The 12,796-nt window shown below is 40.6% G+C and carries 14 protein-coding genes, 1 pseudogene and 1 riboswitch; of the genes and pseudogenes, 2 read left to right on the top strand and 13 right to left on the bottom strand.

Translation table 11 applies throughout. From position 1 onward, the window contains the following. Nucleotides 1-206: 206 nt before the first annotated feature. The 4 genes from hemY to J416_RS14585 form a co-directional block, all read right to left on the bottom strand. Nucleotides 207-1,619 (bottom strand): protoporphyrinogen oxidase, encoded by a 1,413-nt coding sequence (gene hemY / locus J416_RS14600; protein WP_003474907.1) that lies wholly within the window; start codon nucleotides 1,617-1,619, stop codon nucleotides 207-209. Further along, the gene (gene hemH / locus J416_RS14595; RefSeq protein ID WP_003474905.1) at nucleotides 1,616-2,557 is read right to left on the bottom strand and encodes a ferrochelatase; all 942 of its coding nucleotides are present in this window, start codon (nucleotides 2,555-2,557) and stop codon (nucleotides 1,616-1,618) included. Before hemH ends, hemY begins: the two co-directional genes overlap by 4 nt. A 15-nt stretch (nucleotides 2,558-2,572) precedes the next feature. Beyond that, entirely contained in the window at nucleotides 2,573-3,607 is a 1,035-nt protein-coding gene (hemE, locus tag J416_RS14590) for a uroporphyrinogen decarboxylase (RefSeq protein WP_003474903.1), read from the bottom strand. A 127-nt stretch (nucleotides 3,608-3,734) separates the two neighbouring features. After that, on the bottom strand, nucleotides 3,735-5,912 hold the full coding sequence (locus J416_RS14585; protein WP_003474901.1) for a transglycosylase domain-containing protein: 2,178 nt from the start codon (nucleotides 5,910-5,912) through the stop codon (nucleotides 3,735-3,737). Between the two features lie 149 nt (nucleotides 5,913-6,061). Here J416_RS14585 and J416_RS14580 point away from each other — a divergent pair, with 149 nt between their 5' ends. After that, on the top strand, nucleotides 6,062-6,571 hold the full coding sequence (locus J416_RS14580) for an antibiotic biosynthesis monooxygenase family protein (RefSeq protein ID WP_003474900.1): 510 nt from the start codon (nucleotides 6,062-6,064) through the stop codon (nucleotides 6,569-6,571). 497 nt (nucleotides 6,572-7,068) lie between these two features. Here the strand turns inward: J416_RS14580 and tlp are convergent, their stop codons facing one another. The 9 genes from tlp to J416_RS14540 all read right to left on the bottom strand — a co-directional run bounded on the left by tlp (nucleotide 7,069) and on the right by J416_RS14540 (nucleotide 12,268). Next, nucleotides 7,069-7,299, bottom strand: coding sequence for a small acid-soluble spore protein Tlp (gene tlp, locus J416_RS14575; RefSeq protein ID WP_003474898.1), 231 nt, complete (start codon nucleotides 7,297-7,299; stop codon nucleotides 7,069-7,071). Nucleotides 7,300-7,395: 96 nt separating this feature from the next. Beyond that, nucleotides 7,396-7,872, bottom strand: coding sequence for a thioredoxin family protein (locus J416_RS14570; protein ID WP_003474896.1), 477 nt, complete (start codon nucleotides 7,870-7,872; stop codon nucleotides 7,396-7,398). A 1-nt stretch (nucleotide 7,873) separates the two neighbouring features. Continuing rightward, nucleotides 7,874-8,299, bottom strand: a complete 426-nt coding sequence (locus tag J416_RS14565) for a disulfide oxidoreductase (RefSeq protein WP_003474888.1) — start codon at nucleotides 8,297-8,299, stop codon at nucleotides 7,874-7,876. Between the two features lie 130 nt (nucleotides 8,300-8,429). Next, nucleotides 8,430-9,455, bottom strand: a complete 1,026-nt coding sequence (locus J416_RS14560; protein WP_003474885.1) for a MoeB/ThiF family adenylyltransferase — start codon at nucleotides 9,453-9,455, stop codon at nucleotides 8,430-8,432. Beyond that, the gene (locus tag J416_RS14555; RefSeq protein ID WP_003474883.1) at nucleotides 9,445-10,215 is read right to left on the bottom strand and encodes a thiazole synthase; all 771 of its coding nucleotides are present in this window, start codon (nucleotides 10,213-10,215) and stop codon (nucleotides 9,445-9,447) included. Before J416_RS14555 ends, J416_RS14560 begins: the two co-directional genes overlap by 11 nt. Before the next feature lie 2 nt (nucleotides 10,216-10,217). After that, nucleotides 10,218-10,421 carry a sulfur carrier protein ThiS gene (gene thiS, locus J416_RS14550; protein ID WP_003474881.1) on the bottom strand — a complete coding sequence of 68 codons (204 nt, stop codon included), beginning with the start codon at nucleotides 10,419-10,421 and terminating at the stop codon, nucleotides 10,218-10,220. Between the two features lie 14 nt (nucleotides 10,422-10,435). Then, a complete protein-coding gene (locus J416_RS14545; protein ID WP_003474868.1) occupies nucleotides 10,436-11,293 on the bottom strand; it encodes an FAD-dependent oxidoreductase in 858 nt (285 codons plus the stop codon). Nucleotides 11,294-11,334: 41 nt separating this feature from the next. Further along, nucleotides 11,335-11,562: an NAD(P)/FAD-dependent oxidoreductase gene (locus J416_RS16475; protein WP_003474861.1), complete on the bottom strand. Its 228-nt coding sequence runs from the start codon at nucleotides 11,560-11,562 to the stop codon at nucleotides 11,335-11,337. Continuing rightward, nucleotides 11,552-12,268: a thiamine phosphate synthase gene (locus tag J416_RS14540; protein WP_003474860.1), complete on the bottom strand. Its 717-nt coding sequence runs from the start codon at nucleotides 12,266-12,268 to the stop codon at nucleotides 11,552-11,554. The genes J416_RS16475 and J416_RS14540 overlap by 11 nt, the downstream gene beginning before the upstream one ends. Next, nucleotides 12,258-12,358: riboswitch (TPP riboswitch) on the bottom strand. It overlaps the preceding gene by 11 nt. Nucleotides 12,359-12,552: 194 nt before the next feature. Between J416_RS14540 and J416_RS16750 the strand changes: the two are divergent. Further along, a pseudogene (locus tag J416_RS16750) lies at nucleotides 12,553-12,693 on the top strand (IS1380 family transposase); the annotation flags it as partial. Between the last annotated feature and the right edge of the window lie 103 nt (nucleotides 12,694-12,796).

Below are 12,796 nucleotides of genomic sequence, written 5' to 3'. Positions count from 1 at the left end.
ACAGCTGATTCTCTTCCCTCTGTTTGACGTATATCCGCTTTTTCAAGGCTAACAGCTGATTCTCTTTCCTCTGTTTGACTCATTTCGCTTTTTCGATGCAAATAGCTACTCAATTAAAACGATACGAAACAATTTAAATAAAATCTCATCATTATAAAAGTGATTCACAAGAACTGAATGCCTAGCCAATAAAAAAGCAGAGTGGTCTAATAACGACTCTGCTCTGCGAAATAATCAAATGTTTGTTGGACGGCTCGCTCAGCCTGGTCAATACAATCTGGTAACCCGATACCTCGATAAGAATTCCCCGCCACAAATACACCAGGAAAAACCGTGCGTAAATGATCTTCTAACGTGTCGACCATTTGTTTATGACCGACTCGATATTGTGGCATCGCATCATGCCAACGTGTCACGACAGAAAACAGCGGATCACCTTCAATATCCATCACCTTATTTAAATCATGTAACACGATACGCTTAAGTTCTTCATCAGATAAGTGGACCACATCTTCATCGCCAGGTTTGCCTACATAACAACGCAATAACGCTTTTCCTTCTGGCGCTACGGTTTCCGGCCATTTTTTATGTGTCCAAGTACAAGCCGTTATACGATAATCACTATTTCGCGACACAACAAACCCAGTACCATCAATGTCCTGCTTAATGGCCGACTGATCATATGCTAAGGCAACGTTGGCAACCGAAGTCGCATGCATATCATCCAATGACTGAATCGCTTCATCTTCTGTAAACATCCGCTTCAGCACTGGAAATGGCGTTGTCACAATCACCGCATCAGTAACTGTTTCTGATCCATCTTCAAACGTAAGCTTATATTGATTGCCTGCCTTTTCAATGGCAGTTACCGGCATTTCAGTCTGAACGGTTCCAGGGTGAAGTTGTTCTTCGATCGCTTCCACTAAGCGAGACAAGCCTCCTTCAATACTATAAAACATGCTTCGTTTTTTACCTGAAGTTTGCTGTCCTTTATTCGCTGTTGTCTTCTGAATCCCTTTGATTAAACTACCATAGTCTTGTTCTAACTGATAGAAATGGGGAAAAGTCGCCATTAAACTTAATTCATCGATATCCCCAGCATAAATACCAGAAAGTAACGGTTCGATGACATTTTCAAGTACATCATCACCTAACCGTCTCCGAAAAAATTGACCGACAGATTGATCTGAGATCGCCTCACCTTTTGGACGAACGAAATCAGTCAATGCTCGAAATTTTCCCGACCAACTGAAAAGACTGGAAGATAAAAAGGGCCGTAATTGCGTCGGTATCCCCATATGAGAGCCTTGTGGCATAGAATGCAAAGTATCTCCGACAAGGATATATGATTTGCCTGTCCCATTTTTGACTAATTTGTCACCAAGACCAACTTCTCGCGCTAAACGCTCAGCAGATTTTTTTCGAATTAAAAAGGAATCGGGCCCGCGTTCAATGGTAAATCCGTTCCGTTTCTCAGTTTGAATTTTGCCTCCGATACGGTTGCTCGCTTCATACAGTTCCACTTGATAGGGTGACGACTCATCTCTTATGTTTGTTTGCAAATAATAAGCAGCGGTAAGTCCTGCTATACCGCCGCCAATGACTGTGATCTTACTCATGACTTATCATTACCTTGATATTGATCGAAGACAACGTTTGCTAATGTATCGATGAATGTCGAGTGCACATTAGGCATGGCTGGACGATAATAATGAGCACCTAATTCATCACATACGACCTTACATTCATAATCATTGTCATATAAAACTTCTAAATGATCTGCGACAAATCCGACAGGGGCATAAATAAAGGTACGATAGCCTTTGTCTTGATAAAGATCACGCGTTAAATCTTGTACATCTGGCCCTAACCAAGGATCAGGTGTATTGCCTTCACTTTGCCATCCGATTTCCACATGCTCGATGCCAGTCGCTTCTTGAATCAATGAAGCCGTACGCTCTAATTGCTTCGGATATGGATCGCCATCTTTCAAGATTTTTTCTGGCAAACTGTGGGCAGAAACTACAAGTACTGCATGTTCTTTCTCTGCTTCTGTCATTTTGTCAAATTCGTGTAAAATCGATTGTTTCCAGAAATCAATAAAACCAGGGGCATCAAACCAGCTTTCCACTGATTGAATCTGAATGCCATGCTTTTCTGCTTCTTTTTGCGCACGTCCATTATACGATTTGACGCTGAATGTCGAATAATGTGGAGCAAGTACGATTGAAATAGCTTCATCAATGCCATCTTCCGCCATTTGCTTTACGCCATCTTCAATAAAAGGTTCAATATGTTTTAATCCGAGATATTGAACAAATTCAACCTCATCTTGCTTTTCATTAAGACGTTGTTCTAATGCACTTGCTTGTTCCTTTGTAATGCGAGCAAGTGGTGAAATGCCGCCAATTGCTCGGTAACGTTCAGTTAAATCATCAAGCATTTCTTGTGTTGGTGGGTTACCGTGACGAATATCGGTATAGTAACGTTCAATATCTTCCTCTTTATAAGGCGTACCATAAGCCATCACAAGTAATCCGATTTTTTTCTTTGTCATCATTCAACATCCTTTCTATCTACGTTTCGAATATCGATGAATCAATGTTGTAAGTTCCTTTAAACGTTCAGGACGAATTTCTGGCGTGACACCATGCCCTAAGTTAAATACATGATTGGGTAATTCTTTTCCTTGATCAATAATTTGTTTCGTTTTTGCTTCAATTGTCTCCCAATCTGCCAATAAAAAGGCGGGGTCTAAATTTCCTTGTAATGTTTTTGTGATATCCATTTGTCTCGCTTCACGAATGGAAATACGCCAGTCCAATCCAATCACATCGACCGGGAGATCATTCCAATCACGAATTAAATGATTGGCGCCGACCCCAAATAAAATCAACGGAACATTATGCATGCGGAGTTGACGGAAAATTTTATCCATAGTTGGTTTAATATACGTTCGGTAATCTTCTACACTTAATGTACCCACCCATGAATCAAATATTTGGATCGCTTGTGCACCGGCATGAATTTGCGCTGATACGTATGCAATAGTCATGTCTGCTAACTTATCCATCAGCGTAAACCAAGCCTTTGAATCACTATACATAAAAGCTTTCGTCTTATGATAGTTTTTCGATGGTCCTCCTTCAATCATATAACTCGCTAACGTAAACGGCGCACCACTAAAGCCGATGAGTGGCACATGCAATTGTTCTTTTGTTAATAACCGGATCGTATCTAACACATAAGGCACATCCGATTCTGGATCAATTGTTCCCAATTTTTCAACATCTGCTAATGACGTAATCGGGTCATCAATTACTGGACCAACGCCGGGCTGTATCTCAACATCAACACCGATGGCAGGCAGCGGAGACATGATATCTTTATACAAAACCGCCGCATCCACGTTGTAATGTTCGACAGGGAGCCTCGTTACATAGGCGCATAACTCTGGCTGTCGTGTAATTTCAAATAATGAGTATTTCTTTTTTAACTCTCGGTACTCTTTCTGTGAACGTCCCGCTTGGCGCATATACCATACGGGCGTGTAATCAATTTCTTCGCCTCGAAACGCTCGTAAAATCGTATCATTGAATGTCGTCATCTGCTTCATCCTTTTTCTTAGCCTCAATTCTAGCATAGAACTTTTGCATCAATCTGTATAGTATTTTTAAAAATGTTCACTAAATTGTAATGATTATAACTAAAAAGTAATTGTAATTAGTTGTTGATTAAAAGTCAAACGATAACTTTGCTACATTCGAAGACTTGCCTTCTTGTTTCGTTAATGGATCATAAGGAACAACATAATAAGATGCTGAACGAAAAGCATCAAACAGCTTCACCGTAAATGACCCGTCCCCAGTCACTGAACCGATTTGTTCATCACTTCCCTCTTTCTTTTCATAGATACGGTACTCAATCCGATCATCCGACGACGCCGTCCAAGTTAATTCACCGCGCAGTACGGTAAATCCACCAAAGGACACATCTGCTGTTAAATCATCAATCACTGGTAAATCAATCGGTTCAGGTAATTCATCGACATGATGAGGCCGTTCAAAATGTTTTTGTAACGGTTGTTGGGCATCCATATCTGACAAAATTGCTTTGGTTAGTTTGGTCGCCACTGCACTACCTTCTGTTAGGTAATGATCTTTATTGGCATGTTCTACCCCGATCCATGTAGTTGTGACATATTCTGGCGTGAAACCAGAAAACCATGCATCTTTTACCATTCCATCCACTTGAGGGTGCTCAGTTGAACCGGTTTTTCCAGCGAGTGCTTTTTCATATTGTCCAGCTTGTGCAGTTCCCTCATCCACAACACCTTCTAACATTCGTAATAGATTCCAAGCGACTTGTGCGGAAAACACATTCGTTTCTTGACGATCTGGAGTGTGTAATCGATTGCCATCATGATCAAATATCGCTGCCACACTGCTTGCTTCGATCCAGTTGCCTTGACTAGCAAATGTACGGTAACTCTCAGTAATGTCGATCGGTGTCAAACCATGCGTTAATCCACCTAACGCGACCGCTAATCCTTGATCTTGAATATGGAGATTCATCTTTTCTAGATAGGATTGACTCGTAGACATTCCGATTTCATGTAACAACCAGACAGCTGGTGCGTTCTTTGAATGTACTAACGCTTCATATACGGAAACTTCACCTGCATATTGATCATTAGCATTACGAGGACGATAATCCCCATAAGAACGTAATTCATCTGGAATCAGATCATACGGGCGCACATCTTCCTGATCCATTGCTGGTCCATAAACAGCGATCGGTTTCATTAATGATCCTGGCTGCTTTTTCGTCATCGGATGATTGGTCTGATTGGATGAAAAAGCGCGTCCCGCCAACAATCCGGTTAAATGTCCAGTCTGCTTTTCCATTAGTACCCATGCCCCGTCTACCTCATTCGTTGAGCCAGGAAAATATTCATCCTGTTGAAACTTTTGATAAGCTATTTTTTGCGCTTCAGGATCGAGATGCACTTCAATCGTATAACCACCCCGTTTGAGTCCTTCTATGCTAATGTTATAATTTGTTTTAATTTCTTCGACTACGTAGTCAATGTAATCATCTGCCCACTTTGGTTGAGTATCATGTTGTGGTGCTGTATCAATTGTTTTTTGTTGGTATTCAATCATCTGTTCTGTTGAAATCGTTCCATAGTCTTGCATCAGTTCGAGGACAACATTTCTTCGTTGTTTCGCTTGTTCAACATTTTGATAAGGAGAATACGTATTCGGTGCTTTCACTAATCCAGCGAGCATTGCTGCTTCTTCAATCGTCAGCGCAGACACTTCTTTATCAAAATAATAGTCGGCTGCCGTCCCCACCCCGTAAATACCGTGCGCAAAATAAATTTCATTGACATACAATTCAAGAATCTTCTCTTTACTGTAATTGCGTTCCAAATAAAGCGATGCCATGACTTCTTTCGTCTTACGCATCCACGTTTTATCATTGCTTAAAAATAAATTTTTGGCCAATTGTTGGGTAATCGTACTACCGCCTTCTGCTTTTTCCATTGCTATCACATCGCGGAAAACCGCTCGCGCTACCGCCGGAAATGATATCCCTGCATGATCAAAAAAGCGCTGATCCTCGACAGCTAAAAAGGCCGATTGCACATGATCAGGTATGTCTTCGATATCGACATACGCCCGATTCTCGCTATATATTTTTCCAATTTCCGTACCATCATCTGTCACAATGGTGGAACGAGTCGGTAAGATCACTGCCTCTTCATCAAAGATAAAGCGTCCTCCGAATATAATAAACAAATAACCGAAAACGGCTAATAAGAACATAGCGGTTACAGCTATCGTGAGCCATCTATATTGCTTCATCACTTTCCATATCGCTGTTGTTATTCTTTGAAGTTTTTCCACTTTACTGCACCACCTTTAAGCACATTACTTCTATTTTATCATAGCTGTATAGCAAGTGACGAGAACGAGTTATTTTATAGGTGGTGATATTGTGAATTGGCAGTTTTTGCATTGATTTGTTATGCTAAACCATAAAGAGGTGAGCGATTATGTATGCATATATGACAAATGGCACGTATACGTTTCTCAAAAAAATCAAGGAAAAATATCAACATAATTATGAAATGATTGTGATGCATAACGGGGAAAAAGCCATTGCTTATTATCAATCCGAACAAGCTTCCATTTTTGAAACGAGTCGCGATTATGAGGTGATTGTTGAGAAAGGTGGCTTAAAAGAAGAAGGATTTATCGTGCTCAATCATATTCCAGTGACAGATGAAGGAAAACCACTTTTTGAAACACAATTTAAAGAACGCGCAGAAGCTATTGAAAACACATCCGGTTTTTATGCGTTACGCGTGTTGCGTCCATTGCGCGGAAATACGTATATCGTCATGGTGGAATGGGAGGATCAAGCTAGTTTTCAGCATTGGAAAAACTCCGATCATTTTCAAAAAGCACACAACAAAAAGGAAAAGCCATCGTACATGGCAGGACCTTCCTATTCGGAAAGCTTGCAAGTCGGCGAAGAAGAGAGAATGAATAAAACCGTCTAGGGGCTAACGATTTCTGAAAAATGTTGAGGAAATTCATGTAGGAGTTGCGGCGATTTTCTAGTCATCATTCAATCACTGGGAAATCGTCAATTGATGATGCGTGAATTTCCCGGAAAACGCGCCATACTTTATGTTTCGAGGCTAACAGCTGGTTTTGATTGCTCTGTTTGAAGCGTATCCGCTTTTTCGAGGCTAACAGTTGCTTCTCTTTACTCTGTTTGACGCGTATCCGCTTTTTCGAGGCTAACAGTTGCTTCTCTTTACTCCGTTTGATGCGTATCCACTTTTTCGAGGCTAACAGCTACTTCTCTTTCTTCTGTTTGAGGCATATCCACTTTTTCAAGGCAAACAGCTGCTTCTATTTCTTCCGTTTGACGCATATCCGCTTTTTCGAGGCTAACAGTTGCTTCTCTTTCTTCTGTTTGACGCGTATCCTGCCAATTTTTCTTCCCTTATTAAAAAAGACCGCCTAGCACAGAGGCGGTCTTCCAAAATTTTTATTGTTTTTGATCGCGCGCTTCATCTTTGATCTCTGCACGCATTCCTGAAATCGCCTCTTCTCTTCGGCGATTTTTGTCTACGATTTTTTCTTTCTCTTCTGCACTCGCATATTGCATCGTATCATGCGCTTCCTCAAGATTTTCGATCGTATGCTGCACCTGTTCTTGTAACTTTTCTACATTATCAGAACGATCATCTGGTTTCGGTTGGTTCTTTTGCTTCGCCATATTGTAGCCTCCTTGAAATCATCATCAACAGTTATGATGATCACTTAGGAGAAAAATATGTATTATGCAAAAAACGACAACTTTTTACTTCTATCTTTACGATTCATCTAACACCTTTTCTTGGAAAAATTGTCTGAAGGTAGATTCTTCTCGTTCGCCCATAATACGAGCAACCTCTTCCCCGTCTTCAAAATGTACGATGGTCGGTGTTGCTTCGATGCTATATACGTTCCATTGAGCATCAAATTCAAGCAAGTTCATTTTGACAAGATCAATACCGAGTTCTTCTGCAAGTGGTACCACAACAGGGGTTGTCCGCTGACAATGTGGACAAGTCGGACTATAAAAATAGACGGTCTTATCTTCATCATTTTCTAAATCAGTTGCCAATTCATCGGGTAAAATTTGATTTTGATAAATTTCTTTATCTAATTGATCAATCGTGGCTTGATGTAGATTACTTTTATTATATGGATTTCCTTCTGATTGTTCTTGCTGCTGATAATTAACGACAAACCAAAGTGCAACAAAAATCGCTACAACCACAAGTATAAAAATAACCATTTTTTTCATCTTAATCTCTCCTTTTTTGTTGCAGCAAAATGACAACGTGTAAAATAAAAATCACCAGAAACGCGATAAATGCTTGAAATGGAATCGTTATGAAACCGAAGTAATCAACATAAACCGTTGTACATGGAACGGCACCACAAGAACTACCTGCTGACTGCAAACTTGGTACATGTTGCACCAAATAATGATACACGGAAACAAACAAACCGATGCCACTTAAAATAATCCCTGGAAATGCATAACGAATGTCTTTCTTATAGAGAGCATAACCATAAATGACGACCAGTGGATACATCAATAACCGTTGATACCAACATAATTCACAAGGTATGTATTGCATAACTTCTGAATAAAATAAACTTCCTAACATCGCAACTAAGCTTTGGGCCCATATCACAAAAGAGAGCGTCTCACTTTTTTTATTCATAACGATTCATCTCCTCTCTATTCACTTATTATACATAGAACACTCGTAAAAGAAAATCATCTAACATTGACAATCTAATGAACGATGATCTCGACATAAAAAAAGTGAAGCGCTCGTCACTTCACTTTTTTCATCCTACATATTGATAATAAATCTTTTTAGCTTCGGTAATATCTTTTGTGCCATGGATGAGCGTTCGACCATCTTGAAATAAAACGAGCCGCACATCATCTATTTCCATTGACAACAAATAAGGATTTTCAAACAACTTTACTTGTTCATTGCGTTTTAAGGACTGTGCAAGATCTGAAATATTCACCCGTTCTTCTCGTGGTGGACGAATTTGTACCGTATCACGACCGCACAGTACAGCTGTCTTCAATTGGTTTTGGTACGCCAAATACGGCAACGTTCTCTGCGCTGAACAAGAAGGACAGTCATCCTTTTTTAATGAAGCGACGGATAATTCCATTCGTTCATTTTTCCAAAGGTCAAACCCTATCAACTGCCCCATCATCGCACCCGTATCACCGACTAAATATTTTAAAGCTTCAGTCACTTGATACGACACAACCATTTGTACAGCTGGATTAATAATCCCGACTGTATCACAGGTAGCACCATCTTTTGGAATATAATCGATCAGGCACTGCAAACAAGGCGTTTCTCCCGGTAGCACGGTGAATGTCACCCCATAGCTTGATACACACGCACCATATATCCATGGTATTTCATATTTTTGTGAGACATCATTCATGACAAAACGTGTATCAAAATTATCCGTTGCATCAATCATAAGATCGACATACTGCGCAAAAGAAGATAATTCTTCAGGACCAGCATCAATTACATGCGCATGCACAGTGACATCTTGATTAATCTTTTGTAACCGTTGTTCGGCAGCTACGGCTTTAGGCATCTGTTCAGATACATCTTCTTCGGTATATAACTGCTGACGTTGCAAATTCGTTAATTCAACATAATCTCGATCCACTAGAGACACGGTACCAACACCTGCGCGGACGAGTTGTTCAGCACTGCTTGATCCTAATGCACCAGCACCAACGATCAATACATGACAATTGCGAAGTTTTTGTTGCCCTTCTTTTCCGATTGGCTGGAACAATTCTTGACGATGATAGCGATTATTTTCCAACACTAATCCCTTCTTTCGGACTGCTTGCTACCGCATAATCTTTCTTCGCAATGCGGCCCGCTTCATATCCTAAGCGTCCAGCTTCAATCGCTTGTTTCATCGCTTGTGCCATTTTAACTGGATCATCACTACCAGAAACAGCTGTATTTAATAACACACCGTCTGCTCCTAATTCCATCGCATGGGCCGCATCTTTAGGCGAACCGATGCCAGCATCAACAATGACGGGTACGTTAGCTTGCTCAATAATAAATTGTAAGTTTAATGGATTGATAATGCCCTGTCCTGATCCAATCGGGGACGCTCCTGGCATAATCGCATGTGCGCCAAGATCCTCTAATTTTTTAGCCAATACCACATCATCTGACGTATACGGTAAAACGGTGAATCCTTCATCAAGTAGCATTTCCGTTGCCTTTAACGTCTCGACGGGATCTGGTAGTAACGTTTTGTCACAACCAATCACTTCTACTTTAATCATATCACAAAGTCCAGATGCATCAGCTAATTTTGCTGTTCGAACAGCTTCTTCTGCCGTTTTGGCACCAGCTGTATTCGGCAAAAATTGATAACGATCCATATCAATCTTTTCTAAGAAATTCGGTTGTTCGGGATCAAAAATATCCATTCGTCTAACAGAAAAGGTGAGCACTTCGGTTTCGGATACGTCTACTGCCTCTTTTTGGACATCAAAATTCGGATACTTTCCAGTTCCTAAAAATAGTCTTGATTGAAATTGTTGATCATTAATAGTTAACATCATTATCCCCCTCCTACGAAATGTACAATCTCAAATTGGTCGCCATCTTGAATCTCACGACTTGAATGATCTTCTTTTTTTAAAATTGATTGATTATGCTCAATGATGAGCGGTTTTTCTTGTAACCCTAAATGCGTGAGAAGTTCTTCCACTGTGCTCATTTGTTGCTCCAATTCGATGACGTCACCATTGATGTGTAGTTTCATCTTTCACCCCACCTTTATAATTGAATCGCTACTTCTCTTTGCGGATCAAATGCTTCACGAAAAACGGGATCAATTTCTTTTCCTTCTACTAAATCGGCAATCAATTCACCGGTAGCTGGCGCAAGCAAAATCCCATTCCGATAATGCCCCGTCGCGATACACAATCCGCCAACTTCTTGGTATGCGCCCAAATACGGGAGACCGTCAAGCGTTTGCGGCCGAATACCAGCCCAAAACTGATCCATTTCGGCCTGTTGCAATGCGGGCATGAGTTGAACAGCTCGCTCCATCAATTGTTGAATGCCTTGAAATGTAACCGTTTGATCGTAAGTATACGGTTTTACAGTGGCACCAATTAAAATACGACCGTTTTGTTTAGGGACAAAATAACAACCTTCGGAAAAAATCGTTGCTTGAATCAATGGAGAACTTGGTTTCACAGATAAACATTCTCCTTTGACTGGATACATTGGAAGCTCCAATGACGATTTTTGTAAAAGACATTCACTCCATGCGCCTGCACTCACGATCACTTGGTCGCTATAATATGTTGCCTCTTTTGTTTTCACCCCCTTCATCACGTTATGATCTATAAGCAATTCTTCTACTTGCACCTTCTCATAGACAACAGCACCATAGGCTTGTGCTCCTTTTAAAAATGCTTTCGTTACATGAGGAGCGGAAACTTGTGCATCCTTACCGATATACATGGCCCCTTTAATATCAGGATGTAAATGTTTTTCTTTTAACAGCACATCTTCGGTTGTAAACCAACTGGCCTGTTCACCCGCGTCTAAATGAAGTCGAATCAAATCTTGAAAATGCGATGCTTCTTCGTCTGTTCGTGCGATTTTCAACATGCCTTTTTCCATCCATTGAATATCGACCCCGCTTGCTTGAAATAATTCATCTACTAACTGCGGTACATACGCCGACTTTTTCTAGCAAATTGGAATAGCGGACTATCTTCGTGAAATTCGACTTGCGCACCGAGCATGCCAGCTGCAGCCCTTGAGGCTTCTTGTCCGACACGGTTTTTCTCTAATACAAGTACGCTATACCCTCGTTTGGCAAGCTGATAGGCAATGGATAAACCAATCACACCACCACCAACAACAATTTGATCATATCTATTCTTCACGTTCCCCCTCCTTATCCAATCTCAGTCTCATTGTTTCAGCAACATGACCTGGATTACTAGCGTCCATAATTGCTGACATGACCGCAACACCATCTGCTCCAGCTCGCAGTACTTGTTTCATATTGCTGTCTGTCATACCACCAATAGCGATCACTGGAAGCTGTGTCGTTTGGACGAATGATTGCAGTGTAGATAATCCTTTTGGTGGTTGATCAGGTTTCGAATCAGTTGAAAAAATATGTCCATATAACACAAAATTCGCCCCTTTCCGCTCAGCAAGCACTGCCTCTTCCATTGTATGCACCGATTGACCAATGAATAAGTGTGGAAATGCCTCACGCACTTGATCAGCTCCTAAACTGTGATAAGCAAGCTGAACACCTGCACATTGCCCTACGATCGCAACATCCACACGGTCATTTATGATCAATTTTGATAAAGGAACTTGCGCGTCTTGTAGTATGTCAATCAATTGCAAAAGTTCCGCTGCTGTTTTTTGCTTTTCTCGTAAATGGATATAGTCTACAAATGGATGTATCGCTTTCAATATGGATACGCATTGATTGATTGGTTTTTTCCCATCTGTAATGACATGTAGTTTCGGCCCTTTCATCTTAAGCACCTCTTCCCAATAAAAAAACCACCCATCCAGCTGGACGAGTGGTGTTGATGATGATGAGTCAATTGACTTATCGATTCGAATCACGCCACTTCCCTCCGCTGGTTCTAACCAGTTCAGGTTCAAAGGGTCCGATCTAACGTCTCAGCCAATCATTTGGCTCCCCTAGTGTGTTCTTTCATGAAATTGTTAGTTCCCATTGTAACACAATTCCATCAAACTTCAATCCTATCTTTTCCAACCGAACATGTTCCTGAATCCCGTAACAAGATAAAATAGTGAATTTCTTGCACCTCTTGATATAATTGATGTATGAACGTTGTTCATTTCAAAATATATTTCACTAGGAAAAACAGAGGGTAGTTCGACATCGTGTCAAAACCGTTATACAAAACCTTATTACCCTTGCATCTAAAATGGTTCGACACGCTCGGAAGGTATATTTAAAATTCGGGAACTCAAGCCCGTGGTTTTCAGTCTTTAAACGAATCTATTCAATGTTCGCAACCTAAACCTGAAGGACGAAATTTATTAAATAAATCGTTTCTCAGCAAGTCTGCAAAAAATTCCAAAAGTGCAGGCTTATTTGGCATGTCTTCAAATGATAATGATAAC

Source organism: Gracilibacillus halophilus YIM-C55.5, assembly GCF_000359605.1.
Lineage (GTDB): Bacteria > Bacillota > Bacilli > Bacillales > Amphibacillaceae > Gracilibacillus > Gracilibacillus halophilus.
Note: the sequence above shows the minus strand (reverse complement) of the source record. Positions and strands in the feature narration are given on the sequence as shown.